We start from the raw sequence: 26,313 nt of genomic DNA, 5'->3' as shown, positions 1-26,313 counted from the left end.
ATGTGAGTAATAGAAGGAAGCGCCCGGAAAAGAGGAAATATGAAATATATAGGTTTCATTTTACTGGCAGTGATCATCGCAATTATATTGTTGTTACTGATCGCGGTGATCCGTACCTTACTGATGCCTGGGAAGACTTCTTCCTACGTGGCAGAGGAACCGGAGGAGGAATCCCTGGCACTGGCACAGAAACTTTCCAAAATGATCCAGTATGATACCACCTCCCATGCCAATGTGGCAGAGGTGGAGAAGTTCCTGGGGTTCCACAAAGTGTTGGAAGAATTGTTTCCTTTGGTACATGAGAAACTGGAAAAGACAGAGATTGACGGCAACCTGTTATTTTACTGGAAGGGAAAAAGCTCTGAGAAGCCGATCCTGCTCATGAGCCATCAGGACGTAGTGCCGGCGGAGGGTGAGTGGATCCATGCACCTTTTTCCGGAGATATTGCGGAAGGAAAGGTATGGGGGCGAGGCGCGTCCGATACCAAATGCTCTGTGATGGCATTTTTCCAGGCAGTGGAAGAATTGTTGGCAGAGGGCTTCGTACCACCCACTGATGTCTATCTGGCAAGTTCCTGTACGGAAGAGTGGGGTGGGGACGGTGCACCGAAGATCGTAGCGGAGCTGCAGCGCAGGGGGATTGAACTGTTCCTGGTATGTGATGAGGGCGGTGGTATCATCACGGAGCCCATCGGTGGAATCCACGGTAATTTTGCCATGGTGGGAGTATTTGAAAAAGGCAAGGCGGATGTGAAATTTACCGCAAGGAGCAACGGCGGCCATGCCAGCACACCGGTAAAGGGAACCCCTATCGCCAGATTGTCGGCATTCGTCAATGAAGTGGAGACGCATTCACCGTTCCGGAAAAAGATGCTGCCGGAGGTATCCGCCATGTTCACAGCACTGGCGCCTTATGCCGGGTTTGGAATGAAACTGGTATTTGGAAATCTGTGGCTGTTTGGCCCCTTATTAAAAGCGGTGATGCCATCACTCAGTGCACAGGCAGGAGCGATGTTAAAGACCACGATAGCGTTTACGGTACAGAAGGGATCCGATGCCTATAATGTGCTGCCCCAGGAGGCTTATGTGGGTGCCAACATGCGTTTTATTCCCCATCAGGGAGAGAAAGAGAGCCTGGAGATCATCAAAAAAGTGGCAGACAAATACGGTCTGGAGACCGAAGTGCTGCATGCCAATGATTATACGCCGCCTGTGGATATTCACGGAGAAGCATTTCATCTGGTGGAGCAGACCATCGCAGATACTTTCCCGGGACTGCCTTCCAGCCCTTATGTTATGACAGGCGCGACCGATGCACAGTTCTATCAGCCTATCTGTAAGAGCTGTATCCGTTTTGCACCGGTGATCTATGGACCGGAGCAGATGAAGGGGATGCATGGATTGAACGAAAATATTGAGTATAACTGTCTGCCCGGAGCTGTCAGATTCTATAAGAACCTGATCCGCGCGGAGAAATAAGGAGCGACACTTATGAACACCATGACTACATATTCTGGCAGAAAGTTTGATCCCATGCAGATGACACCGGGGGATGTATATATTGAGGATATCGCTCATGCGCTGAGCTTACTGTGCCGGGGCGGTGGACAGCTGACCTATTTTTATTCGGTGGGACAGCATTCGCTCAACTGTGCTACGGAAGCGAAAGCCAGAGGGTGGTCGGAGAGGCAGCAGCTCGCCTGTCTGCTCCATGATGCCAGCGAGGGATATATTTCGGATATCATTCGCCCAGTGAAAATCTATCTGACCAATTATCTGGAGATCGAAAGTAAGATTATGGGAACGATCCTCACGCATTTCGGACTGGATGATCTGACGGAAGAGGAGAACCTCCGCTGGAAACAGATCGATGATGAGATCCTGGAACTGGAACTGAAGACATTGCTTCATGGCGAAGAGAACAGAGCAGTGCCGCCGCTTTTTTCCGTACCGGATCTGGCGGAGCATACACCGGGAGAGATCGAGATCCGGTTCTTGCAGGAGGCAGAACGGCTGGGGGTGTACGGAAGTGATCGTTGACAAGAAGCCAAAGCACAGTTCAGTCACAATGATGTGTGTCCTGGCATATCTGGATCGTTATGTCTATCCGGTACTGATTCTGCTGGCTGGACTGCTGGCGGAACTGTTCCGGGATAGAAATACCATGCTGTGCGTTCTGGCACTGGGTATATTGCTGGATGGCATCTATAATCTGGTGGGCTACCTGTGCCGTTGGAAACATATTTACCTCTGCTATCAGAGCATGAGCCATACGAAGATGACCCCCACACGTATCGAGTGGGAGCGGCTGGCAAAAAAAGATGCTTACGGTGTGCCGGCTGCGCTGATTATTGGCGGAATCGTGGGGATATTGGTGAGTATTTTTCTCAAGTAGTGGGAATAAATACTGAATATGTGAAAAAAGTTGTGGAAAAGTCTGACAAGTGTGCTATAATAAATGTAAGTGCTTACATGGACTTGTATCATAAATAGAAATCAATGACATATGTTCCGGAAGGCATGGTATATTTTAGAATAGCAGATCGTCAGATTGGAAAGGGAGGTTATTTATGGGATTTTTAACAGGAAAGACAGCAATCATCACCGGTGGAGGAAGAGCGGTATTGAGTAACGGAGAGTGCGGATCCATTGGTTACGGTATTGCAACCGCTTATGCAAAGGAAGGTGCCAATCTGGTGCTGACCGGACGTAATGTTCAGAAGCTGACCGACGCGAAGGAAGAACTGGAGAAAAAGTATGGGATCAAAGTACTTCCCGTACAGGCAGATGTCAGCGCCGGTTCGGACAATGAAGCGATCGTACAGAATGTGGTGAAGCAGGCCATTGATACTTTTGGCAGAATTGATGTACTGATCAACAATGCGCAGGCTTCCGCTTCTGGCGTAACCATCGCAGATCATACCACCGAGCAGTTTGATCTGGCGGTATATTCCGGTCTGTATGCAGCATTCTACTATATGAAGGCTTGCTATCCTTATCTGAAGGAGACCAAGGGTTCTGTTATTAACTTTGCCTCCGGAGCAGGTCTCTTCGGTAATTTCGGACAGTGCGCTTATGCGGCAGCCAAGGAAGGTATCCGCGGACTGACCAGAGTCGCAGCTACCGAGTGGGGTCCCGATGGCATCAATGTCAACGTTGTATGTCCTCTGGCATGGACCGCACAGCTGGAGAAATTCGAGCAGGCATATCCCGATGCTTTCAAGGCAAATGTCAAGATGCCTCCTATGGGACATTACGGCGACGTGGAGAAGGAGATCGGCCGCGTCTGCGTACAGCTGGCTTCTCCCGACTTCAAGTATATGAGCGGTGAGACCCTGACACTGGAAGGCGCTATGGGACAGAGACCGTAAGTGGTGAGAAAATAATTTTTAAAACTAAGGCTTGAAAGAAAGAAAGAAAGATATTATAATCAAGACATAAAGAGAAGCAACCGCCCACAAGTGGTTAGCCTCCCGGTAATTGTTTAGTAAACCTACCTGTACTGGCCAAGTGACAAGGTAGGTTTATTTATTTTCGCTTGTTTATCCTACTGTCTATGTAGGCAAGCAGCGCAATGAGAAATGTACCACCTAAAAATAACAGGTTTAATACTTCATACATATTCATTAGCACCACCTCCCTTCTCATTAAAAGCTATAAGCCGGGAGGCTACCACCTTGTAACACGGTTGCTTCTCAAGAAGTGTATCATGCGTGTGAAGGCGTTTCAATTCTAATATTTCGTATATAATTCCACAACAAAAAAGTGCACAATACCATATTTAGTAGTCAGAGGAATAAAAAGAAAATTATACGGACTATATGTAGCAAAAAAAGAGCTTTGACTCGTAACAGGCTGAAAAGTTTTTTCTAAAGTAGGAATTTGATTTGATTTTGGTATTTATCCCCGGGACATTTTCACAGACTCTTCCGTCTAATAGTCATAAGACGTATACTTATGAGGAAGAAAGGACGAGGCACATGGGAGAGATAGAACAATTGGTGCGCAGGGCAAAAAAACGGGATCCAGATGCTTTCACGGAGCTGATGCAGCTTCATGAGAAGGACATGTACCGGACAGCCAGCGCAATCCTACCGCAGGATGCGGATATTGCGGATGCCATACAGGAGACGATTCTCACCGTTTGGGAGAAAATAGATACATTACAGAAAAACCGATATTTCAAGACCTGGATGATCCGTATTCTGATCAATAAATGCAAGGATATCCTGCGCTCAGGGAGACGGATGATCTGTGTGGAAGAACTGCCGGAACAGGCAGCGAAGGATACAGTGGAGGCAGAGGCAAATTTGGAATGGAAGGAAGCCCTGTGGGGACTGGATGAAAAATATCGCCTGATCGTAGTACTGTTCTATGCGGAAGGACTGCGGACAGCAGAGATCGGAAAATTACTGCAGCTGCCCGACAGTACGGTGCGCACAAGGCTCGCCAGAGGGCGGGAGCAGTTGGCGAGATATTATGCGGAGACAGAGGAAGGAGGCGGAAGAAAATGAGACCGATGAATGAAATAGAGATAGAACTTCCACAGATCGTACTGGATAGGGCGGAGGCAGCCTATGCACAGATCAGACAACAGGCAGCGCAGGAGAGTCCTGCAGGCAGGAGAGTCAAAAGCTTTCCCCGGGTAGCAGGCATCCTGTTGGCGGTAGTAATACTTTCCGCCACAGCTGTCTCTGCCGCTGCCGTCGGAATCGTTGGTTACCGTAGGTACATGGCGGAGCGCATGACAGACATTGGTACCGAGGAGTTGGGGCATTTGGAGATGGTAGCGGAGCAGGGCAATGTCACAGCAGAATTCAGTAGAGAGTTGACAGCGAGAGAACGGAGCATTTATGAGCAGCTGACAAGAGAATACGAAGCGGACGGCAAATATCCGGCGGGACAGATCTGGGAACTAGCCGAAGACGAGAACTATTCCGGCACTGGTGTGGCAGTCCGAAGTACTCCCGGAGAAGAATACGGTTGTCTGATCTATCTGCCGGATACTGTGCTCACAGAGGAAGAGTGGCTGGAGATTATAGAGTATCTGCATAAACTGGACTACAGCCTTCGGGAAAAACTATGGCAGCAGAAGTATTCCGAGGTTTCCTATTTTGACAGATATGAACAGATGACGGATGCGGAGATTGATGAATTATATGCCTTACTGGCTTCTGCACCAGTAGATGTATGGGGAACAGACAGTCGTAACCTGACAGCAGAGGAACAGAGCCGCTATGAGCAATGGACGGAAAAGTATGAAGTGGAAAATGCCTATACAGAGTCACCCATTAAGGTCATAACTGATCCGGAAGAATACGATGGACAGGAGCTTGCCTATTGCATCAGTGATGCGAGGTTCTATGAGCCGGAGCGTGAGCTGACGGATGAGGAAATGCTGCAGCTGATCGATCTGGAGCACAAAAACCAATATATCTTTGAAAGGATCGGCCGGGAGATCGAGTGCGGAAAACGGGCAGGATGGCCACAGACATATCATTTGCAATAGAAAAGATACTTGACAATAGAGACCACATGTTGTAGTCTGTAGTTAGACCACAACATGTGGTCTCTATACTTTTGCAAAAGTAAACGTGAAATATCAAAATTGATGTCATCAGGAAAACAGTAGTAGGAGGAAACAACATGGCAGAGATTCAGTTAGGTGTGGTCGAGGCGCGGTATGCGGATATCATCTGGGAGCACGAACCGGTGTCTTCTTCGGAGCTGGTGAAGCTGACGGAGGAAGCATTTCACTGGAAGCGCACCACGGCGCATAATGTGCTGCGCAGACTGTGCGATAAGGGGCTGTTTCGCAATGACAACGGAACGGTGACTTCCCTGATCTCCAGGGATGAGTTCTATGCAATGCAGAGCAGACAGTTTGTGGAAGACACCTTTGAGGGGTCATTGCCTGCGTTCCTTGCCGCATTTACGAAAGATCGTGCGCTGACCGCAGAAGAAGCTGCGAAGATCCGTAGGATGATCGATGAGGCAGAAGGGGGAAAAGAATGAGCCGCATATTTTCGGGTGTATTACAGATGAGTATTGCCGCGGCATGGATGATCCCTGTCGTAATGGTGCTCAGACGCTTGCTGAAACGGGCACCGAAGTGGGTGAATCTTGTGCTGTGGGGGCTTGTGGGACTGCGGCTGGTGTGCCCTTTTGTGCCGGAGAGCCGGTTCAGTCTGATGCCGAAGCTGCCGATATTGTCGGGCTATTTGTACGGAAATATGATAGGCAGTCCGGCAGGGAATGCGTTCCGGGCTGATACGCTGCAAAACGGAACTAATTTTTCCGACAATATTTCCCAGGCAGCTTTAGACGGCAGCATGGGCGCAGCCGGATCCGGCATGGGCGGAGCTTTCGGAATTACCGGAAGTGGCATCGGAGCATTTGGAGCAGGAGTATGGAGAATACCGGAACGGCTATTATCTGCATTCTCGATTCTCTGGCTGGCAGGTGTGATTCTTTTTGCAGGCTATGCGGTATACAGTTACGTCAGGGTGCGGAGGCAGGTAGCGGAAGCTATGTGGCTGCGGGAGAACCTGTGGATCTGTGATGAGGTAAAATCTCCTTTTATCCTGGGACTGCATAAGCCGAAGATCTATCTGTCCTCCAGTATGGATGAAGCGCAGTACCCTTACGTCATCGCTCATGAGCAGGCGCATCTGAAACGGGGCGACCAGTGGTGGAAGCCGCTTGGATTTCTGATCTTAGCGATTCATTGGTTCAATCCTTTTGTCTGGGCAGCGTACATCCTGTTCTGCAACGATCTGGAACTGGCATGCGATGAGAGCGCGGTGAAGAAGCTGAATCCTCAGGAGCGAAAAGACTATTCCTATGCACTGCTTTCCTGTAGTATGCAAAGGCGGCTGGTGACGGTATGCCCGTTGGCCTTTGGAGAAGTTGGGGTGAAAAAGAGAGTGAAAGAGATATTGAATTATAAGAAGCCGACCTTTTGGGTGGTGCTTGCCGCGGTGGCGGTCTGTGTGATCGTAGCGGTATGTTTTCTGACGAATCCAAAGCAGGGGACGACAACCACAATCCTGCTGACGAATGAGACCGGAAAGAGCGAAAACGGTGTGGATGCCGGGAATGTCGCAAGCGCAGACGAAGTCAATGCACAACAGGAGACGGACGCCGCATTGCAGGAGGCGCTGGATAAACAGAGAGAACGGGCAGAGGCGGTGAAGGAAGCAAGTGCGGCAGAGCAGGAGAAACAGGCAGCGGAGAATCCTGCCGGCTGGATCCCAATGCAGAATGGTAATACTACTACATGGATGAATATGCAGGACGGTGCAACCGCCGGTTTTGTAACAGGAAAGGGAGATGCAGCGTATGCGCAGGTAAAGCTTGGTGATACGACTCTGTTGTTATTGTCGGACGGGATTTATCAGGACGGAGAGCATACCTATGCCATGTACTGTGATGTCTACGGCGTCGGAGAGGATGGAACACCGGTGCAGATCGGCGAGCTCCTAAGTGAGGGAACCGCATATCCGATCTGCGTCGGAATGTCTGGGTTCTACGTGACCTCCGGACACAGCATCGAAGTGTACAACCTTGATACTGCGACCGGACAGCTGGTACTGACCGGTTCCAATACAGAAAACTTTGACGGGAACGGCAATGAAACCTATTATCGTCTGGACAGCCGGGGACAGAGTGTGGAAAGTACTGCGGAGGAGTATCTGCAGGCATGGGATGCGTATGGAAAAGATGCGCAGCCGATAGAATTCACAACACCATAACAAAAAACTTATACACTTCTGAAAAACAAAATAAAATCATATACACTAAAAAGAATCCGAATGATCCTTCATTCGGATTCTTTTTATGGTTCTGTAAAAAAGTACCAAAAAATCATAATAAAAATCATGAAAATCAATGAATAAATATATTTTTTATGACAAAAACAGATACACAACTTCTTTTGACGAAATATTCGGAAAATGATAGATTGCATATTGTATAGAGTGTATAATTTTCTTTGGATATACACATAGATGCAAACGTTGAAAAGGAGATGCACCCTATGAAATCAAACAAAGAAAAGGTATATGACTTTATCAGACTTCATGCAGATGAAAAGGCAGACAGAGGAATATCCACCGCATACATAGCGGATGCCATGGAACTACAGCGAACGAATGTAAGCAGCATACTGAATCTTCTGGTACAGGAAGGCAGGATACAAAAATGTAACGGCAGACCGGTTCTCTATAAGGTTGGAAGAGAAGAAAGCACATTGGAAGAATGCTTTTCTGATTTGATCGGAGCGGACGGAAGTCTGAGGCAGACCATTCAGCTGGCAAAGGCAGCAGTACTCTATCCACAGCGAAGTCTCAATACGTTATTGGTGGGAGCCCGTGGAACCGGTAAGAGCCGCTTGGCACAAAGAATGTACCGTTTTGCGGTGGAACAGAAGATTCTGCCGGAAAATGCTCCGTTTCTTCACATCGATTGCCACGATTATGCAGCAGGCGGAGAAGTCAGTGCTGAGTCGGATGACAGCTGGAAACAGTCGGAGCAGGGCTTTGTATTTTTCGATAATATTCAGTTTTTAAGCCCGAGAGCCAGAAAAAGGGTGCTGGAGTATCTGCAGTCACCATCCAGAAAATATGCGGTGGCGGTAAGCTGTACAGACAAAGAACAGCTGTCGGATGAGTTCCTGGCAGAATTTTCAGTACAGTTACAGTTACCGACATTGTCGGAGCGGCCGCTGAGGGAACGGATGGAAATGATAAAACACCTTTTTTCCAAAGAGGCTGTGCGGATACAGAGACCGCTGATCGTCAGAGGAGATTTGATGACATGCCTGCTTTTCTATGAGTGTGAAGCAAATTATTATCAGCTCAAAGGAGATATCAAGATCGGCTGCGCCAATGCCTATGTGAGAGAATATGGGAAAACAGGAGATATTTCATTATTTATCAGCGATTTTTCCAATAATGTGCGCAAAGGCATGTTAAAGTACCGGAGAGAAGCAGAGGAGTTGATCGATTTTGAACAGAGATTCACGTTCAGCGGAAAAGAAATCCGGGTCAGCAGGCCGGAAGACGGAACACTATATGACAGAATCAGCCGGAAGGCAGCAGCATTAAAGGAGACAGGAATAGAGGAGGAAGAGATCAATCTTTTGCTGAGCATGGAGGTAGAAAGGACTTTTGATAAATATCGGAAAGCCCTGATACAGGATGTGACGGATAAAAAACAGTTGGAAATCCTGGTGGAAGAAAAGCTGATCAATATTGTGGAAGCATTTTTGCAAAAGGCAAAGGAACAGCTGAAACGTAATTTCTCTCCGTCTGTACTATATGGGCTGTGCCTTCATCTCAATGCAGTGATTACGGGAAAAAGAGAAAAAAGTGCTCCGGACAAAGAAAGTATTGCAGAAATACTGGTATATCACAGAGCAGAATATCTGCTAAGCGAAGAACTTGCAGAACAGATCAAAGCAGAATACGCAGTGGAATTGTCCATGGAAGAAATCTTACTTCTCACAATGTTTTTGTGCTATCAAAATGAGGAAAAGACGGAAAATGCAAGACCGGTATTGATATTTGCATTCTACGGTGTGGGAATAGCTTCCTCCATAGCACAGACGGTCAGTAACATGACAAAGCTGGATAATATTTTTTCTTATGAAATTACCAGTGAGAGAGCCTCCGCAGAGGTATATGGGACACTGAGAAATTTCCTGAAAAAAGTGCAGCAGGGCAAGGGAATTCTGGTCATCTATGATAGTAGTTTTTTGGGAGAAATGCTTCTGGAGATAGAAAATGAACTGGAAATTCCAATCCGGCAGGTCAGAGTTCCGGTAACTACACTTGGAATTGAGCTTGCAAGGCGGACCCTTACAGAAAATGATCCCGACAAGATATTGCAAAGCACAGTGGAGAGTATAGATGGTCTGGACTGTTACAGAAAATACATTGTAACGCTCTGTACCACCGGGAAAGGCGGGGCAGAGGAACTGAAACGTTACATCGAAAAATATGGACAGTTGGAAGATACAGAGGTGATCCCGATGTCGGTTACAGACAAAGAACTGTTGCGTGATAACCTGAAACACCTGATGACCACGGGAGTGGTTCAGTGCATTGTGGGAACCTATGATCCGGGAATGTTTGCAATTCCCTTCCTGCCGATCAGTGAAGTATTCGGAGCCAGAAAAGAGAGTCTTCCAAGATTGCTCCGACTGGAAAAAGAGGCAAAAGCAAAGATAGATTATGATGCAATGTTTGCATATCTGGGAGAACAGCTGACACACACCGATATTGAAAAGCTGAGAAAAATACTGCCGGATATTATGAAAGAAATCAATGCGGCGCTTAGGGAGTTATCTTTGGATGCGGAAGCCGGCTTGTTGATTCATATTTCCTGTTGTATTGACAGGCTGCTTGCAAAACAGGAAGTTGCCACAAATCCCAGAAAAGCAGCAATATTGCTTCAATATGACAAGGAATTTAAAAAACTGCTTAAAATAGTAAAACCGTTGGAAAAGACATTTCATGTCATTATCAATGATGATGAGATAGCAAATATTCTGACGATCATATATCAGCTCTAGAGAGATGAGCAAAACGAATTGATTTAACAGTTGGATTTGGCAGTTAGCTTTTGCAAATCGGAAAGAATGGGAATTTATGACATAGCAAAGCTGACGTAAGTCCAGAACCTACGCAAATGGGGAGATATGAATAGCTCTTTATTATGCGATCCGCTTTACAGCTTTAAGCTTACGATAGGATTGCCCTGTGCCGGTGGTGATTGCCGCAACAGCAACCGCTAACAGACTTATATGGGCAATTGTATTCAAGTTGGTAACAGATGATTTATTTCTTACCCACATACGTTCCTGCCCTGTATTTTTGAAACGTGAATTGTATCTTTCACATTCTGTACGAAGAGAGTAATTACTTTTGAAATATTTGCTGTCTCTGTCGACGGAGAGTCTTAAATCATCGGGAATGGTGATGTATTTTGTACAGCCGCGATGCTTCTTGCCGTTGTAAAAATTTTTGTGATGGCAGGGACAATCAGCGTCTTTGCTTGATTTTAGTGGGCAGCAGAATTTTTGGCGTGTACGTCCATTATCAGAAAATTTACCATCCTTCCACATGGCAAGCCCGGCATCGCAGACAGGATTTCCCTGTGGAAGAAGTTTTGGATTTTTGGTGGATCGTTTGTTTAATGGAATAATACATTCGCCTTGGTAGAGTTCCTGTACCTGATTATAGATATTTTTAACATCATAGCCTTTATCAGCAAGGAAGGTACATTCGGTTATCGGCAGAAAGGTATGTGTGTCAGCCAAAATATCAAGCGCAACAGTGGAATCATGGACATTGGCGGTAGTGGTCAGTTCATAAATGGGAAGACCTGAAATACAGTCAACAAGGACGTGGTTTTTGTACCCCCAGTAGAATTCATACTTTTTCTCGTTTGTTTGGTTAGAAGCAGTATGTACGCCAAGTTTGCAATCAGTATCTGCTTTGGGCTGGTTATCAGGCTTAAATTTGTTGGATAGAAAAGATTTAGGATTATTCTGTGAAGTGTTTGCAGCAATCGGAGTAGAGTCCAAACCAATAAAAGATGTATCAACAATACCTTGTTTTGAAAGATAAAGAACTTGGGATTTCATAATGGATGAAAGTACACCGTTATCAAGCTGTTTTAGAAAACGATCAAACGTCCAGTAAGAAGGCAACGGAGCAGAAATATCAAAACCGCAGTAATGGGCGATTAGAAGGTTGTTGTTAAGATAATCAACAAGATCCGTAATCATTGAAAAGCCTTCACATTTCATAACGATAAACGAACAAATCATGGCATGATTGGAAAAGCCTTTTCGTCCGGTTTTAGGGAATTCAGGGACAAAGGATAAATCGAGATTCAGAAAAAGTGAATCGTAAAACTTTGCAACTGGTTGTGAAGTGAAAAGACGGATGTCTTTCAAAATTTCTTGACGATAGATAACAATCAGCTCCTCTCGGTGAATTGATTTTGACAACTTAATTATACCATTTGGAGCTGGTTGTTACTATAAATTTGGAGTGATAAAAGAGGTTGCCATGCCTCGCAAACATGCATAAATACTGAGTATGTGGAGTTTTGCTCATGGCTACAGCTCTAAGAATAGGAGGTTACAAAATGGAAGAAAATATGCAGGAAAAGCTGGAAGAAATCGCGATGATGATCATAGCCAATTCCGGACAGGCAAGATCAGATGCCTTCGCTGCACTGCAGGAGGCGAAAAAAGGAAATTTCGAAGACGCAGAGAAACTTCTGAAGGAGGCAGAAGAGAGTCTTCAAACAGCACATGAATCTCACAGAGAACTGTTGAAAATGGATGCGTCCGGAGAAGTGACGCAGGTAAGTATTTTATTGTGTCATGCGCAGGATCATCTGATGGGAAGTGCACTGGCACTGGATTTGATCCGGGAAATGATCGTTTTATATCAAAAGTAGGGAAAAGCAAGGAGGAATCGTATGGAACGAAAAGTATTATTGATCTGCGCAGGTGGGATGTCTACCGGAATTCTGATGCGTAAGATGGAAAAATATGCAGAGGAACAGGGAATTTCTCTGAAGATCGAAGCAGTGGGAATGTCAGCATATGAAGATGTGTACAAAAATTATGATGTCATTCTGTTGGGACCGCAGGTATCTTATAAAAAGGGTGAGATCGAGCAAAATACGCAAAAACCTATTGCGGTGATTCCGGCATATGATTATGCAATCGGTAATGTGGCCAATATTATGAAGCAGGTGGAAGACTTGTATCAATAAGTCTGCAAAACGTAAAAAGAAGGTATTTCAACAGGGAAGGAGTAAAGGTATGGCAAATTTTTATGAAAGCAAGCCCATGCAATGGGTGAAAAAAGCAGGGGAAAAAGTAGTGGGAAATAAGGGAATACAGGCGATTTCCTCCGGTATGATGATGGTAATGGGTGTAATATTGTTGGGAGCGGTATTCCAATTACTGGCAGTCATATTACAGACGATCGGTATTATCGATCAGAGTTCCGGAATCTATAGTGCACTTATGGTGCCGTATAAGGTGTCTATGGGATTTATTTCGCTGTATGTAGCTTTTACCATTGCCTATTCTTATGCAAAGTCTTTAAAAATGCAGGCGCTGATGGCAGGACTGAATTCGATTCTGATCTTTTTGATTGCAGCCGCGCCGATCAAAACAGTAGATCTGGCCGGGGAAGCGGGCGGAACTTTTACCGGAATGGATACCATGGCGCTTGATGCGAAGGGTATGTTTGTAGCCATTATTGTAGCGCTGACCAGCGTACAATTGACACATTTTTTTGAAAAGCATCATCTGGTTATCAAGATGCCGGATGCGGTTCCGGAATTTCTGCAGGATACCTTCCGTTCTCTGATCCCTCTGGTAGTAAATGCGATTATCTGGACGGTATTGGGTTATGGCTGTGTGGCATTGACACAGACAGCGCTTCCGGTACTTATTACCGGTCTGCTGGGAATGCCGCTGGCAGCACTGACAAGTGTTCCCGGAATTATTATTATCGTAATCATTGCCAGTCTGTTATGGACAATGGGTGTACATGGAACAGTGGCGGTATATGCGGCAATCGCAGCACCGTTAATGCAGTATTATGCAACCAACTATGCCAATCATGAGGCCGGTCAGGCGCTTGTATTTATGCCAATCGCGTTATTCGGTATTATCAATTGCTGTGGCGGAACCGGCAATACACTGGCGCTCTGCGTGATGGGATTATTCTCGAAATCCGAACAGCTGAAAGCAGTCAGCAAGGCAGCAATCGTGCCCGGTCTGTTTAATATTAACGAGCCTGTGATCTTCGGTTATCCTATTATGTATAATCCGATCATGTGCATTCCCTTTATCCTGAACCCTGTAATTACCATGATCATCTGTTATTTTGGATATATGATAGGATTTTTCAAACCGGCTTACATTTCCATTACGGCGAACCTTCCGGTTGGATTTGCACAGTATCTGACGACTTTGTCCTGGACCAATATCTTTATTCCGGTGATTGCATTTGCGGTAGCGTTTGCATGCTATTGGCCGTTCTTCAAAGTATATGAAAAGGAACTGGTAGCAAAAGAAGCACAGGCAAAGGAAGAAAAATAATGGAAGAAAAGCAGAAAATATTTCCACCGGGATTTCTATGGGGCGGTGCCGTGGCAGCCAATCAGGCAGAAGGTGCCTGGCAGGCGGACGGGAAAGGAGATTCTGTAGCGGATCACATTACTGCGGGGACAAAAACGTCCCCGCGGCGATTCACGGAACAGATCCGCCCTGAGGAGAACTATCCAAGTCACGAAGCTATAGATTTCTATCACAGATATGAGGAGGACATTGCACTATTTGCGGAAATGGGATTTAAAGTATTCCGGATTTCGATTGCATGGACCCGTATTTTTCCCAAAGGTGATGAGATATCGCCCAATCGTGCCGGGATTGCGTATTACAGGAAAGTATTTGAAACCTGTAAAAAATACGGAATAGAACCGTTAGTTACCTTGTCTCATTATGAAATGCCTTATTATCTGTGCGAACATTACGGCGGCTGGACCAACCGACAGACGATTGCATTTTTCCTGCGGTATTGTGAGACGGTATTCAGAGAGTATCAGGATCTGGTTCATTACTGGCTGACATTTAATGAAATGAATACACTGGTCAGCCGTTTCGGAACGCTCCTTGCAGGGGGCATTTTACCCGAGGACGGAGAAGACTTGTTCGGGAGAAAACGACTGGGATCCCCCGAGACCGCGGCAGAAAAGAGTTGCAGATTTACTGCATTGCATCATCAGTTTCTGGCCGGTGCACAGGCAGTAAAAATGGCACACGAGATCAATCCCGAAAATAAAGTGGGATGTATGCTGTCTGCGGCCGGTGTATATCCATATACTTGTAGTCCGGAAGATGTAGTGGAAGCACAGGCACAGATGGAACGCAGCAACTGGTTGTGCGGAGATGTGTGCGTAAGAGGAGCATATCCTTATTTTGCGGAACGCTTTTTTAGGGAAAATGGGGTACAGATCCGAAAAGAGGCCGGGGATGATGAAATATTGAAGAATGGAAAAGTGGATTTCTTAAGCTTCAGTTATTACAGTTCCCGTTGTGCCACGGCAGATCCGAAAGTGATACAGACGGCGGGGAATATGATGCTTGGTGTGCCGAATCCCTATCTGGAAGCAAGCGAATGGGGATGGATCATTGATCCTAAGGGATTACGTTACCTCCTGAATGAACTGTACGGCAGATATCAGATTCCGCTGATGGTCGTAGAGAACGGACTGGGAGCGGTGGATCGTGTGACAGAAGACGGACAGATTCATGATGATTACCGGATTGCTTATTTAAGCGAACATATCAGACAGATGTGGGAAGCAGTAAATGATGGTGTGGAGTTACTGGGATACACTCCGTGGGGATGTATCGATTTGATCAGTGCAAGCACCGGTGAAATGAAAAAACGCTATGGCTTTATCTATGTGGACAAAGACGATGAAGGAAAAGGAACCTTGGAACGAAAGAAAAAAGATTCCTTTGCCTGGTATCGGGAGTGCATCAGGACGAACGGAGCCAGCGTACTTTCCACGAATAAAAAAGAGGATAAATTATGACAAAAAAACAGGTTGAGATTGTGAATAAGACAGGACTGCATGCCAGACCGGCTTCTGATTTTGTACTGGAAGCCAAAAAATATGAAAGCAAGATTACGATTTGCAGGGAAAACGGAGTACCGGTGAATGCAAAATCCGTTGTACGGATTCTGGCGGAAGGAATCGGACAGGGAACCAAAATAGAGATTGCTGCGGAAGGCACAGATGAAGAGCAGGCGGCAGCGTCTCTTGCAGCCTTGGTGGAAAGCGGATTTGGAGAATAAAGGCGGTAAATGTGTATGGAAGAAAGATTACAGGGAAATCCGGTATCTGAGGGAATTGCTTATGCGAAATCTTATATCTACATTCCCGGTACACTGACAAAGGCTCCGGATTTTTTTCCCAAGGGTCAGGAAGAGGAAAAATATCGGGAATTCAGGGAATCCTGTGAAAAGGCAGACAGTGAACTGGTGACATTGTACAACGGTATGTGTAAAGAGGATCCGGATAAGGCAAAAATCTTCAGTGCACATCGGGAATTACTTCAGGATGAAGAAATCCTTGATGAGATCCGGGAGACAATCTGTGAGGAAAACATGAATCCGGACAGCGCGGTCAGTAAGGTGTATACAGAATTTGCAGAATTGTTGGCCGGTGTGGAGGATCCGTTGATTGCCGAGCGCGCGGCGGATCTTAGAGATGTCAGAGACCGGCTGCTCCGGATTCTGTCGGGGCAGGAAACGTCTAAGCTGTCTTCGTTTTCGGAAGATGTAATTCTGGTAGCCCATGACCTATTACCCAGTGATACGGCCACCATGGACAGAAAACATATCAAAGGAATCCTGACGGAGGTTGGCGGAGTGAATTCACATTCCGCAATCCTGGCAAGAAGTTACGGAATTCCTGCAATTCTGGGAGTTCCGAATGTTACGGAAAAAATTCCTACAGATACTATGCTTGCCATGGATGGTTTGACCGGAGAAATATTTGTCACACCGGGAGAAGAATGTATTTGCGATATCAGGGAAAAACAGACATCTTTTTTCCGCAAAAAAGAAGCAGAAAAAAATTTTTTAAACAAACCTGCAATTATGAAGGACGGAACAGAAATAAAGATAGGAATCAATATCGGCTCGCAGGAATTTGATGTTCCGACAGACCGGTACGATTTCATCGGCTTGTTCCGTACAGAATTTCTTTATATGGAAGGGAAGGAACTTCCGGGGGAAGAAACACAATTTGAAGCCTATAGGCAGGTTGTGCAAAAGGCAAAAGGACATCCGATTACTTTGCGGACACTGGATATCGGCGGAGATAAGACATTGCCCTACATGGAATTGCCAAAAGAGGACAATCCTTTTTTGGGGAAAAGAGCAATCAGGCTTTGTTTTGCGGAAAAAGAGTTATTTTTAACGCAACTGCGTGCGGCACTGCGTGCTTCTGCTTACGGACCTCTGCAAATCATGTTTCCGATGGTCGGGAGTCTGGAAGATATTCGCAAGGCAAAAGAGTACCTGAATCTGGCAAAAGAGCAGCTGAAAGAGAGAAAGCAGCAGTTTGATGAACAGATCCGAATCGGTATTATGATAGAGATTCCCGCGATTGCCTTGATTGCAGATCTGGCGGCGGAAGAGGTGGATTTTGCAAGCATAGGATCCAATGACCTGACGCAGTATTTGTCGGCTGCGGATCGGATGAATCCGGAGGTGGCCGCTTATTACAAAAGCGATTCTACGGCAATGCTTCGGCTACTTGGGTTTGTATTCCGGGAGTTTTCCAAACGGGAAAAGGAGATATCTGTCTGCGGAGAAATGGCAGGAAATCCGGAGACCGCCCGATTGCTGGTGGGACTGGGAGCGAGAAAGCTGTCTATGAGCAGTGGAAATATCGCCGGTGTAAAGGCAAAACTGGCTGAATGTACATTACAGGAGCTGACAGCTTTGGCAGAGAAAAAACTATGATCCCTCTTGACAAAAAAATGAAATGTGTTTATATTCATAACAGTGTTATATAACACTGTTATGAATATTTTTTTGGAGGAAAAAGTGACAAAACCAATCGAAGGAGTTTCAGAGAGAATTCTCGTCTGTGCCAGAGAAGAATTCCTGGAGAAGGGCTATTCCGAAGCGTCGCTTCGTACGATCGCAGCCAAGGCAGACACTACTACCGGATCCATCTATTCCCGGTTCGGGGACAAGGAAGGATTGTTTTGTGCGATTGTGGAACCGGCGGCGGAAGGGCTGACGCAGATATTCCTTAAGACCCAGGAGGCGTTTCATGCCAGAGAGGCAGAGGAACAGCCGAAGGTAATGGAGGATTATGTGGTAGGCGGTATGGATGAAATGCTTGACTATGTCTATGATCGGTTCGATGATTTCCGGTTACTGCTGGATGCCTCTTACGGTACCAAGTATCAGGATTTCGTGGAACATCTGGTGGACATTGAGACGGAGTATACCTACAAGTATATGGAAGCCACACAATTCCTACAGGAAGGCAGCATGATCACCGAGGAGTTCCTACATATCATGTCGAGAGCCATGTTTGACAGTATGTTCGAAGTCGTCAGACACCGCATGGACAGGGATACTGCCAGAAAATATCTGCATATGCTGGAGAAGTATCACTACGGCGGATGGGGAGCCATCATCAAGCTGGGGTGAAGCATAAGATAAGACTGCTATGGAAGATTACGGTAGCAGTCTATCTTAAAAACCGACGGTTAGTTGAAACTAATTACCAATAAGCGGTGTTAGATAGGAAAGACAATAGAGCCTCAAATGTCCGGAAAAGAGAAATGATGAAAAGCAGGGCAAAATGAAAAGAAATTCTAGAAATTAAAGAGTTACATTAAATCCAAAAAATTAATTTAAATCAAAGGGAAAGAGGGAAAGATCACATGAAAAAAGAAAGCTCTATGCAGAAGCTGTTCGCTCATGCGGGCAACTACAAGTACCTGACCATTGCGTCATGGATTCTGTCCGCGGTCAGTGCACTGATTGCATTACTGCCGTTTTATGATATCTGGCGGATCATGCAGGAGGTTGTACTGGCAGCGCCGGATTACAGCAAGGCGCAGAATCTGTCGGGGCTTGGATGGAGTGCCGTGGGATTTGCACTGCTTTCCATGATCATTTATATCTGCGCACTGTTGTGCTCCCACATTGCAGCCTTTCACGTGCAGGCGAATATGCGAAGCACACTGATGCGTCATATTCTGACGCTGCCCATGGGATTCATGGACAGTGAGGGCAGCGGTAAGATCCGTAAGATCGTCAACGAATCCACCGCAGCCACCGAGACTTATCTGGCACACCAGATGCCGGATAAGGCAGGGGCAATGGCAACGCCTGTGGGATTGTTGGTATTGCTGGTGGCATTTGACTGGAAACTGGGGCTGTTAAGTCTCGTGCCCGTCGTCCTTGCGTTCCTCATTATGGGTGCCATGACCGGACAGCGCATGAAAGATAAAATGACAGAATACCAGAATGCGTTAGAGGAGATGTCCAGTGAAGCAGTGGAATATGTCCGCGGTATTCCGGTAGTGAAGACCTTCGGACAGTCGGTATTTTCTTTCAAGCGTTTCCAGACCTCTATTAAAAAATATGAAAAATGGACCATCGCTTATACCAAAGAACTGATGTGGCCCATGGTAGGCTTTACCACACTGATCAATGCGATCTTCGCCGTTCTGATCGGTGCCGCATATTGGTTCGGTGGAGCAGGCGGGGATCCTGAGGTGCTGATCAACCTTCTGTTCTACATCATTATCACTCCGGTACTGACCGTTACATTAGGCAAGATCATGTACGGCGGAGAGAATCAGATGATCGTGGAGGATGCTCTGAAAAGAACTGATGGTATCTTAAGCCGTAATCCTCTGCCGGAAGCAGAAAAAGAGCAGAACATCAAGGATCATTCCATTGCGTTACAAAATGTATCCTTCCGCTATGAAAATGCGGGAAGAGATGCTCTGCATCAGATCAATCTCGATATCAAAGAAGGAGAGCATGTGGCATTTGTCGGTCCCTCCGGCGGCGGTAAGACCACGCTGGCAAGTCTCATTGCCCGTTTCTATGATACCACAGAAGGTAAGGTATGCATCGGCGGCGTGGATGTGAAGGATATTCCTTCCGCACAGTTGATGAATATGGTGTCCTTCGTATTTCAGGACAGCAAATTGCTTAAGATGTCCATTTACGATAATGTCCGCATGGGCAAAAAGGATGCCACCAGAGAAGAAGTCATGGAAGCTCTGAAAAATGCCCAGTGTGAGGACATTATTGCAAAGCTGCCGGACGGTGTGGATACCGTCATCGGAAGCCAGGGTACTTATGTATCCGGAGGTGAGGCACAGCGCCTGTCCGTTGCGAGAGCGATGTTAAAAAATGCACCGATCCTGATCCTGGATGAAGCTACCGCTTTTGCTGATCCGGATAATGAGGCGAAGGTACGGCAGGCATTTACGAAGCTTTCCGCAGGCAAGACCGTGATCATGATCGCACACAGATTGTCCTCGGTTGTGGATGCCGACCGCATCTGTGTGTTGAAGGATGGCGGAATTGTGGAACAGGGAAACCATGAAATATTGCTGGGACAAAACGGACTGTATGCCCATATGTGGGAAGAGTACAATAAATCCGTCAGCTGGAAAGTAGGAAAGGGGGAGAAATAGAATGAGTAGCTTACAGGCAAAATTGCAGCATAAATACGCGCTTTCCGAAAAAGGTGCGAAGGATATGATAAAGGCATTTGTATCCGTAACATGTTCCGATCTGGTGTTGATGTTCCCGGTATGGATGCTGTATTTTCTGGTAAGAGATTATTTACAGGGCACCATGGCAGGCAGAGGTGTTTTCTACATTGTGGGCTGCGTACTCTGTCTTCTTCTGATCGCGCTGACAACGTTGGTGCAGTATCGTGCCACGTTCCTGGCAACTTATGTGGAGAGCGGTGTGCGCAGAATTGCTCTGGCAGAGCAGCTGCGTAAGATCCCGTTATCCTTCTTCGGAAAAAAAGATCTGTCCGATCTGACAAGTACCATTATGGCGGACTGTGCCACCATGGAGACTGCATCCTCCCATTTCATTCCGGAACTGGTTGGTTCCTGTATCTCCACCACACTGATCGCTGTGGGTACCTTTTTCATGAACTGGAGAATGGCAATCGCAGCACTGTGGGTACTGCCTGTGTCTTTCCTCATTGTGGGATGTTCCGGCAGGGTACAGAAGAGCTTAAGTAAGAAGCAGATGAAATTAAAAATGGACTGTGCTGACGGCATTCAGGAATGCCTGGAGACCGTACGTGACCTTCGGGCCAACAATGCCCAGGCTGAGTACATGGAAGGCTTAGAGGGCAAGATCCGTGCCGTGGAAAAACATGCACTGGTGACGGAGCTTGGTACGGCAGTCTTTGTAGGCGGTGCCCAGATGATCTTAAAGCTTGGCATCGCTACCGTGGCATTGACCGGCGGTGTGTTGTTAGTAAAGGGAGAGATCGACATCCTGACCTTCTTCGTATTCCTCCTGTTGGTATCCAGAATGTATGATCCCCTGCAGGTGGCACTGCAGAATCTGGCAGCTATTATCAGTACCAGTGTGCAGTGTGACCGTCTCGACGAGATCCTGTCCCATGAGATCCAGACCGGTGCCAGCACCATGGATCCTAAGGGGTATGACATCGAATTTTCCCATGTGGGATTCTCCTATGACAGTCAGGATACCGTACTTCGCGATGTCACTTTCACGGCAAAACAAGGCGAAGTGACCGCATTGATCGGACCTTCCGGCGGCGGTAAGACCACCGTGTCCAGACTGGCTTCCCGGTTCTGGGATATCCATAAAGGTAAGATCACCGTGGGTGGCATGGACATCTCCACCATCGATCCGGAGACACTGATGTCTCTGTACGCTATCGTATTCCAGGATGTGACACTGTTCAATAATACGGTGATGGAAAATATCCGTATCGGCAGGCAGAATGCTACGGATGAAGAAGTGCTGGCTGCGGCAAAACTGGCGCATTGCGATGAGTTCGCGGAGAAACTTCCGAACGGCTGGCAGACCATGATCGGTGAGAACGGTTCGGAACTGTCCGGCGGTGAGAGACAGCGGATCTCCATTGCCAGAGCCTTTTTAAAGGATGCTCCCATCATCCTCATGGATGAGGCAACCGCTTCTCTGGATGTAGATAACGAGACACTGATTCAGGAATCCCTTTCCAGGCTGATCCGCAATAAGACCGTTATGATCATTGCGCACCGCATGCGTACCGTGGCGGACGCAGACAAGATTGTTGTATTGAAGGATGGCGTGGTGGCAGAGCAGGGAACGCCTGCCGAACTGGAAGCAAAAGACGGCATTTACCGGCATATGAAAGCCACTCAGATGGAGGCTGCCGGCTGGACATTATAATCAAACAGCCTTTTTAAAAGGAGCGGTCCGCTTGTTTACCGGCAGATCGCTCTTATGATATTGCGTATTTTCCGAGAACGACATATAATACAATCCAACGGCAAAATAGGAACCAATGGAGAGGAATACCATGAAATTAGCAGCAATGAAAAAAGACGATTTTTACCGGCAGATGTTCAAACTGACGCTTCCGATCATCATACAGAATCTGCTCAGTGCAGCAGTGAATTCCGCGGATGTTATTATGCTAAACTATGTGGGACAGTCCGCAATATCCGCAGTATCCCTGGCGTCAAATTTTTCGAATGTCCTGTTTATGGTATATTACGGACTGGGGACGGGAGCCACTCTCTTGTGCGCCCAATATTATGGAAAGGGGAACCTGGAAGCAATTCATACTGTAGAAGGAATCACACTTCGTTTCTCTATGGCAATTTCAGGTATAGTTGCGCTGATTGCATTTTTCCTCCCGCAGAAGATGATGCTTCTCTTTACCCCTGATCAGGAGCTGATCACTATCGGCGCCTCTTATCTGCGGATCATGGGCATCACATACCTGTGCTGGGGCATCACGGAAGTATATCTAGCCATTCTGCGAAGCGTAGGTCGTGTGACGGTCAGTATGGCGTTGAATATGCTGGCTTTCGTATTGAATGTCATTCTGAATGCCACATTTATCTTCGGACTGTTCGGCATGCCAAAGCTGGGAGCTACCGGTGTCGCCATTGCCACAGCCCTGTCCCGACTGGTGGAACTGGTGGCATGCGTCATTGTATCTTCCTTGAGCAAAAATGTAAAACTGCATCCGAAGTACCTGCTCGTTCACAGTAAGGTGCTGACACAAGATTTCATGCGTCTGTCTCTGCCCGCACTTTGCAATGATGTGTCCTGGAGTGTGGCGTTTTCCATGTATTCCGTGATCCTGGGGCATCTGGGAACAGATGCGGTGGTTGCTAATTCACTGGTCGTCGTAGTGCGCAATATCGGCACGGTATTCTGTTTTGCCATTGCCAGTGCAGGTGGTATATTGCTGGGAAATATTATGGGACAAGGCGATCTGGAGAAGTCGAAGAGTTACGCTTCCCGGATGTTGAAGATGACGGTAATCGCCGGAGCTATAGGCGGCCTGATCATACTGGCAATTACACCCTTTGTGTTACGGTTTGCTACATTGAATGACACAGCCATGCATTATCTGAAATACATGCTGCTTATCAATACTTATTATATTATGGGCGCTGCCGTGAATACGGCGCTGATCGCCGGAGTATTCCGTGCCGGCGGTGATACGAAGTTCGGACTGATCTGCGATACGATCGATATGTGGTGCTATGCGATCCCTCTGGGATTCTTCGCCGCATTTGTACTGAAACTCCCGGTGCTGTGGGTCTATTTCCTGTTATGCACCGATGAATTCGTCAAATGGCCCTGGGTCATTAAGCATTACCGAGAGGGTAAATGGGCGAAGAATATTACCAGAGAAGAAGTATGATTCTAAGTTAAATTACATGGCCTTTTCCTGTTCTTCCTGAATCTCTGGGAAGACAGATAACATGGGCTTTACGTCTTCTTTTTTAATGATACGTGCCACGTAATTTTGCGTGATCTTCATTACTACGGGAGACAGGGCTATGACACCGATCAGGTTGGGAATCGCCATCAATCCGTTGAAGGTGTCGGACAGATCCCAGGCCAGACCAAGGTTCATGGTGCAGCCGATGAAGATCATCAGTACGAACACTACCTTGTAGACAATGGTGGATTTCGTACCGAATAAATATTCACATGCCTTGGAGCCGTAGTGGCTCCAGCCCAGTACGGTAGAGAATGCAAACAGCAGGATCGCAATGGCGATGAAGGCAGGGCCGAAGCTGCCGAATACGGTAGCAAAAGCCTGACCTACCAGAGCGGAACCGGACACATCCACCAATACGGCACCGGTGTCCAGATCGATCAGTCCGGAGGACAGAACTGCGAAAGCCGTCAGTGTACATACGACCATAGTGTCAGCGAATACCTCGAAGATGCCCCACATCCCCTGACGCACGGGTTCTTTTACATTGGAACTGGAATGTACCATAACGGAGGAACCAAGACCGGCTTCGTTAGAGAATACACCACGCTTCATGCCCCAGGTCAGAGCCAGCTTCACTCCGGAGCCTACGATACCGCCGCCCACGGCGCGGAGACCGAATGCTCCTTTGAAAATAGCGGTAAATACGGCACCCACGTGGCTGATATTCGCAAAAAAGATTATCAAAGCACCGATGACATAGGCAATCGCCATGAAAGGAACCAGCTTCTCGGTGACAGCTGCGATTCTTTTTAATCCGCCGACAATGACCAGCGCACCGATGATCACCAGTACGATGCCGGTTACCGTAGCGGGAATGGAGAAGGCGGAAGTCATGTTGGCTGCAATGGAATTGACCTGACTCATGTTACCGATACCAAAGGAGGCTAACAGACAGAAAGCAGAGAAGAGCACAGCCAGTACGGCACCGATCTGTTTGCAGCCCTTATAGGAGCCGAGACCGTCCTTTAAGTAGTACATGGCACCTCCACTCCATTCCCCTTTGGAGTTCCGGCGGCGGTAGTAGATACCCAGAACATTTTCCGAGTAGTTGGTCATCATGCCAAAGAAAGCCACGACCCACATCCAGAAGATGGCACCGGGACCGCCGGCCACCAGGGCACTTGCCACACCGACGATATTACCGGTGCCGATGGTGGCAGCCAGTGCGGTGCACAGCGACTGGAACTGGGAAATGGACTGATCTCCGGCCTCCGTATGTTTCGTTACATGCTTGTCGTGAAAGATGCCGCCCACCGTGTTTTTGAACCAGTGTCCCAGATGGGATAACTGGAAAAATTTCGTCAGGATCGTCATCAGGATACCGGTACCTACCAGCAGTACCAGCATGGGGACACCCCATACGAATCCATTGACGGCACTGTTCACATTCGTAATGAACTCTACCATATACATTCTCCTCTCTGTTTTCAGGTAAAAGAAAAAGCGCAGACATCCGAAGATGTCCACGCTGACATTGCTACCTGATTTTTGTTTCGATTTATTTTTCATAGTATAACATACCATTTTCTGTGATGCAATTAAAAATTTATGACTATGCAGGAACAAATATTACCGACGTAGCAAAAAAGTATTGACCTAAAGTTAGCTCCAGGTATTATGATAAAATTGTCCGAAATGAAACATTATTATGCAGACAGGACATATGCAAGATTTCGGGCAGAATGAGCAAGATCGTCAAATAGAAAGATTATGGAAGGAGCAGAAGAAATGTATCAGAATGAATTAACTTTAAATAATGGTGTGAAGATTCCACAGCTGGGACTGGGAACATGGTTCATTGATGATGACAAGGCGGCAGATGCCGTGAAGGCAGCGGTAAAACTTGGTTACAGACATATTGATACCGCCCAGGCTTATGGCAATGAGCGCGGTATCGGGGAAGGTATCCGTACCTGCGGTGTACCCAGAGAGGAACTTTTTGTTGTATCAAAAGTTGCAGCAGAGCACAAGACCTACGAATCTGCTGCAAAGAGTATTGATGAGACACTGAGCAAAATGGGACTGGACTATCTGGATATGATGATCATTCATTCTCCCCAGCCCTGGGTTGAGGTAAATCGGAGTGAGGATCGTTATGTGGAGGGAAACAGAGCCGCATGGAGAGCTCTGGAAGATGCTTACAAAGCGGGTAAATTAAAGGTCATCGGTATCTCCAACTTCCAGATCGGTGACATCGAGAGTCTGCTTCAGACAGCAGAGATTAAGCCTATGGTGAACCAGATCCTGCTGCACATCAGCAATACACCGTTAGAACTGATGGAGTACTGCCAGAAGAATGGGATTGCCGTAGAGGCATATTCCCCCATCGCCCACGGTGAGATTTTAAATCAGCCAGAGATCAAAGCTATGGCAGAAAAGTATGGAGTAACGGTACCACAGCTTTGCATCCGCTATACATTGCAGCTTGGTGCAATTTCTCTTCCAAAGACAGCTAATCCTGAGCATATGAAGACAAATGCTGAGGTTGATTTTGAAATCAGTGCGCAGGATATGGAAGTATTAAAGAACTTCAAGAAGATTGAAAGTTATGGAGCAAGCAGTGGATTCCCTGTATATAGCGGAAAGATGTAATGATAACAGGAATCCGAATAGTGTTTTAAGAATGGAGTAGATGATTATTATACAACGCTTGCAACGGTGTACAAAGGGAACATAATAAAAAACTTAATAATGGACTGCCAA

23 protein-coding genes are annotated in these 26,313 nt (G+C 46.8%); 20 read left to right on the top strand and 3 right to left on the bottom strand.

What is annotated here, in order from left to right:
• Positions 1-39 precede the first annotated feature (39 nt).
• From ACLTOH_RS06455 to ACLTOH_RS06440, 4 genes are all read left to right on the top strand, one after another.
• A complete protein-coding gene (locus ACLTOH_RS06455) occupies positions 40-1,479 on the top strand; it encodes a M20/M25/M40 family metallo-hydrolase (RefSeq protein WP_337544973.1) in 1,440 nt (479 codons plus the stop codon).
• A 12-nt stretch (positions 1,480-1,491) separates the two neighbouring features.
• Positions 1,492-2,040, top strand: a complete 549-nt coding sequence (locus tag ACLTOH_RS06450; protein ID WP_412223665.1) for a phosphohydrolase — start codon at positions 1,492-1,494, stop codon at positions 2,038-2,040.
• On the top strand, positions 2,030-2,395 hold the full coding sequence (locus ACLTOH_RS06445; RefSeq protein WP_412223663.1) for a hypothetical protein: 366 nt from the start codon (positions 2,030-2,032) through the stop codon (positions 2,393-2,395). Before ACLTOH_RS06450 ends, ACLTOH_RS06445 begins: the two co-directional genes overlap by 11 nt.
• A 175-nt stretch (positions 2,396-2,570) precedes the next feature.
• Positions 2,571-3,371, top strand: coding sequence for an SDR family NAD(P)-dependent oxidoreductase (locus tag ACLTOH_RS06440; RefSeq protein ID WP_118503401.1), 801 nt, complete (start codon positions 2,571-2,573; stop codon positions 3,369-3,371).
• Positions 3,372-3,528: 157 nt separating this feature from the next.
• Here ACLTOH_RS06440 and ACLTOH_RS06435 read toward each other — a convergent pair whose 3' ends face one another.
• Entirely contained in the window at positions 3,529-3,621 is a 93-nt protein-coding gene (locus tag ACLTOH_RS06435) for a putative holin-like toxin (protein ID WP_227061454.1), read from the bottom strand.
• Positions 3,622-3,980: 359 nt separating this feature from the next.
• Here ACLTOH_RS06435 and ACLTOH_RS06430 point away from each other — a divergent pair, with 359 nt between their 5' ends.
• The 5 genes from ACLTOH_RS06430 (at position 3,981) to ACLTOH_RS06410 (ending at position 10,576) form a co-directional block, all read left to right on the top strand.
• Positions 3,981-4,514, top strand: a complete 534-nt coding sequence (locus ACLTOH_RS06430; RefSeq protein WP_022154633.1) for an RNA polymerase sigma factor — start codon at positions 3,981-3,983, stop codon at positions 4,512-4,514.
• A complete protein-coding gene (locus ACLTOH_RS06425) occupies positions 4,511-5,509 on the top strand; it encodes a hypothetical protein (RefSeq protein WP_412223661.1) in 999 nt (332 codons plus the stop codon). Before ACLTOH_RS06430 ends, ACLTOH_RS06425 begins: the two co-directional genes overlap by 4 nt.
• A gap of 137 nt (positions 5,510-5,646) precedes the next feature.
• Positions 5,647-6,015 carry a BlaI/MecI/CopY family transcriptional regulator gene (locus ACLTOH_RS06420; RefSeq protein WP_117465546.1) on the top strand — a complete coding sequence of 123 codons (369 nt, stop codon included), beginning with the start codon at positions 5,647-5,649 and terminating at the stop codon, positions 6,013-6,015.
• Entirely contained in the window at positions 6,012-7,754 is a 1,743-nt protein-coding gene (locus ACLTOH_RS06415; protein ID WP_337413998.1) for a M56 family metallopeptidase, read from the top strand. The genes ACLTOH_RS06420 and ACLTOH_RS06415 overlap by 4 nt, the downstream gene beginning before the upstream one ends.
• 284 nt (positions 7,755-8,038) lie before the next feature.
• Positions 8,039-10,576: a PRD domain-containing protein gene (locus tag ACLTOH_RS06410; protein WP_172594791.1), complete on the top strand. Its 2,538-nt coding sequence runs from the start codon at positions 8,039-8,041 to the stop codon at positions 10,574-10,576.
• Between the two features lie 141 nt (positions 10,577-10,717).
• On the opposite strand, the gene ACLTOH_RS06405 is transcribed toward ACLTOH_RS06410, so the two are convergent.
• The gene (locus ACLTOH_RS06405) at positions 10,718-12,019 is read right to left on the bottom strand and encodes a transposase (protein ID WP_412223507.1); all 1,302 of its coding nucleotides are present in this window, start codon (positions 12,017-12,019) and stop codon (positions 10,718-10,720) included.
• Between the two features lie 140 nt (positions 12,020-12,159).
• On the opposite strand from ACLTOH_RS06405, the gene ACLTOH_RS06400 reads away from it, so the two are divergent.
• The 10 genes from ACLTOH_RS06400 to ACLTOH_RS06355 all read left to right on the top strand — a co-directional run bounded on the left by ACLTOH_RS06400 (position 12,160) and on the right by ACLTOH_RS06355 (position 23,526).
• On the top strand, positions 12,160-12,477 hold the full coding sequence (locus ACLTOH_RS06400; protein WP_118503411.1) for a PTS lactose/cellobiose transporter subunit IIA: 318 nt from the start codon (positions 12,160-12,162) through the stop codon (positions 12,475-12,477).
• 21 nt (positions 12,478-12,498) lie between these two features.
• Complete coding sequence (locus tag ACLTOH_RS06395) at positions 12,499-12,798, top strand: PTS sugar transporter subunit IIB (protein WP_118537803.1); 300 nt, start codon at positions 12,499-12,501, stop codon at positions 12,796-12,798.
• 49 nt (positions 12,799-12,847) lie between these two features.
• On the top strand, positions 12,848-14,140 hold the full coding sequence (locus tag ACLTOH_RS06390) for a PTS sugar transporter subunit IIC (RefSeq protein WP_118537802.1): 1,293 nt from the start codon (positions 12,848-12,850) through the stop codon (positions 14,138-14,140).
• Positions 14,140-15,642, top strand: coding sequence for a 6-phospho-beta-glucosidase (ascB, locus tag ACLTOH_RS06385; protein WP_118730864.1), 1,503 nt, complete (start codon positions 14,140-14,142; stop codon positions 15,640-15,642). The genes ACLTOH_RS06390 and ascB overlap by 1 nt, the downstream gene beginning before the upstream one ends.
• Positions 15,639-15,905 (top strand): HPr family phosphocarrier protein, encoded by a 267-nt coding sequence (locus tag ACLTOH_RS06380; protein ID WP_118537800.1) that lies wholly within the window; start codon positions 15,639-15,641, stop codon positions 15,903-15,905. Before ascB ends, ACLTOH_RS06380 begins: the two co-directional genes overlap by 4 nt.
• A gap of 15 nt (positions 15,906-15,920) precedes the next feature.
• Positions 15,921-17,582: a phosphoenolpyruvate--protein phosphotransferase gene (gene ptsP / locus ACLTOH_RS06375; RefSeq protein WP_412223658.1), complete on the top strand. Its 1,662-nt coding sequence runs from the start codon at positions 15,921-15,923 to the stop codon at positions 17,580-17,582.
• An 84-nt stretch (positions 17,583-17,666) separates the two neighbouring features.
• A complete protein-coding gene (locus tag ACLTOH_RS06370) occupies positions 17,667-18,284 on the top strand; it encodes a TetR/AcrR family transcriptional regulator (protein ID WP_172594789.1) in 618 nt (205 codons plus the stop codon).
• Positions 18,285-18,520: 236 nt separating this feature from the next.
• The gene (locus tag ACLTOH_RS06365; RefSeq protein ID WP_118730861.1) at positions 18,521-20,296 is read left to right on the top strand and encodes an ABC transporter ATP-binding protein; all 1,776 of its coding nucleotides are present in this window, start codon (positions 18,521-18,523) and stop codon (positions 20,294-20,296) included.
• A gap of 1 nt (position 20,297) precedes the next feature.
• Entirely contained in the window at positions 20,298-22,034 is a 1,737-nt protein-coding gene (locus ACLTOH_RS06360) for an ABC transporter ATP-binding protein (protein ID WP_118730860.1), read from the top strand.
• 130 nt (positions 22,035-22,164) lie between these two features.
• Positions 22,165-23,526: an MATE family efflux transporter gene (locus ACLTOH_RS06355; RefSeq protein WP_412223656.1), complete on the top strand. Its 1,362-nt coding sequence runs from the start codon at positions 22,165-22,167 to the stop codon at positions 23,524-23,526.
• A 12-nt stretch (positions 23,527-23,538) separates the two neighbouring features.
• Here the strand turns inward: ACLTOH_RS06355 and ACLTOH_RS06350 are convergent, their stop codons facing one another.
• Positions 23,539-25,017, bottom strand: coding sequence for an alanine/glycine:cation symporter family protein (locus ACLTOH_RS06350; protein WP_412223655.1), 1,479 nt, complete (start codon positions 25,015-25,017; stop codon positions 23,539-23,541).
• Positions 25,018-25,338: 321 nt separating this feature from the next.
• On the opposite strand from ACLTOH_RS06350, the gene ACLTOH_RS06345 reads away from it, so the two are divergent.
• Complete coding sequence (locus ACLTOH_RS06345) at positions 25,339-26,202, top strand: aldo/keto reductase (RefSeq protein WP_118503501.1); 864 nt, start codon at positions 25,339-25,341, stop codon at positions 26,200-26,202.
• Positions 26,203-26,313: the final 111 nt, after the last annotated feature.

The organism is Waltera sp. (genome assembly GCF_046969025.1).
Lineage (GTDB): Bacteria > Bacillota > Clostridia > Lachnospirales > Lachnospiraceae > Acetatifactor > Acetatifactor acetigignens.
Note: the sequence above shows the minus strand (reverse complement) of the source record. Positions and strands in the feature narration are given on the sequence as shown.

Excerpts from the sequence above, each read along its gene's own strand:
- ACLTOH_RS06435 (WP_227061454.1), bottom strand. The coding sequence starts at position 3,621 with ATGTATGAAGTATTAAACCTGTTATTTTTAGGTGGTACATTTCTCATT.
- ascB (WP_118730864.1), top strand. The coding sequence starts at position 14,140 with ATGGAAGAAAAGCAGAAAATATTTCCACCGGGATTTCTATGGGGCGGT.
- ACLTOH_RS06430 (WP_022154633.1), top strand. The coding sequence starts at position 3,981 with ATGGGAGAGATAGAACAATTGGTGCGCAGGGCAAAAAAACGGGATCCA.
- ACLTOH_RS06380 (WP_118537800.1), top strand. The coding sequence starts at position 15,639 with ATGACAAAAAAACAGGTTGAGATTGTGAATAAGACAGGACTGCATGCC.
- ACLTOH_RS06345 (WP_118503501.1), top strand. The coding sequence starts at position 25,339 with ATGTATCAGAATGAATTAACTTTAAATAATGGTGTGAAGATTCCACAG.
- ACLTOH_RS06400 (WP_118503411.1), top strand. The coding sequence starts at position 12,160 with ATGGAAGAAAATATGCAGGAAAAGCTGGAAGAAATCGCGATGATGATC.
- ACLTOH_RS06455 (WP_337544973.1), top strand. The coding sequence starts at position 40 with ATGAAATATATAGGTTTCATTTTACTGGCAGTGATCATCGCAATTATA.
- ACLTOH_RS06420 (WP_117465546.1), top strand. The coding sequence starts at position 5,647 with ATGGCAGAGATTCAGTTAGGTGTGGTCGAGGCGCGGTATGCGGATATC.
- ACLTOH_RS06425 (WP_412223661.1), top strand. The coding sequence starts at position 4,511 with ATGAGACCGATGAATGAAATAGAGATAGAACTTCCACAGATCGTACTG.
- ACLTOH_RS06365 (WP_118730861.1), top strand. The coding sequence starts at position 18,521 with ATGAAAAAAGAAAGCTCTATGCAGAAGCTGTTCGCTCATGCGGGCAAC.
- ptsP (WP_412223658.1), top strand. The coding sequence starts at position 15,921 with ATGGAAGAAAGATTACAGGGAAATCCGGTATCTGAGGGAATTGCTTAT.
- ACLTOH_RS06390 (WP_118537802.1), top strand. The coding sequence starts at position 12,848 with ATGGCAAATTTTTATGAAAGCAAGCCCATGCAATGGGTGAAAAAAGCA.
- ACLTOH_RS06395 (WP_118537803.1), top strand. The coding sequence starts at position 12,499 with ATGGAACGAAAAGTATTATTGATCTGCGCAGGTGGGATGTCTACCGGA.
- ACLTOH_RS06350 (WP_412223655.1), bottom strand. The coding sequence starts at position 25,017 with ATGGTAGAGTTCATTACGAATGTGAACAGTGCCGTCAATGGATTCGTA.
- ACLTOH_RS06415 (WP_337413998.1), top strand. The coding sequence starts at position 6,012 with ATGAGCCGCATATTTTCGGGTGTATTACAGATGAGTATTGCCGCGGCA.
- ACLTOH_RS06410 (WP_172594791.1), top strand. The coding sequence starts at position 8,039 with ATGAAATCAAACAAAGAAAAGGTATATGACTTTATCAGACTTCATGCA.
- ACLTOH_RS06360 (WP_118730860.1), top strand. The coding sequence starts at position 20,298 with ATGAGTAGCTTACAGGCAAAATTGCAGCATAAATACGCGCTTTCCGAA.
- ACLTOH_RS06440 (WP_118503401.1), top strand. The coding sequence starts at position 2,571 with ATGGGATTTTTAACAGGAAAGACAGCAATCATCACCGGTGGAGGAAGA.
- ACLTOH_RS06355 (WP_412223656.1), top strand. The coding sequence starts at position 22,165 with ATGAAATTAGCAGCAATGAAAAAAGACGATTTTTACCGGCAGATGTTC.
- ACLTOH_RS06450 (WP_412223665.1), top strand. The coding sequence starts at position 1,492 with ATGAACACCATGACTACATATTCTGGCAGAAAGTTTGATCCCATGCAG.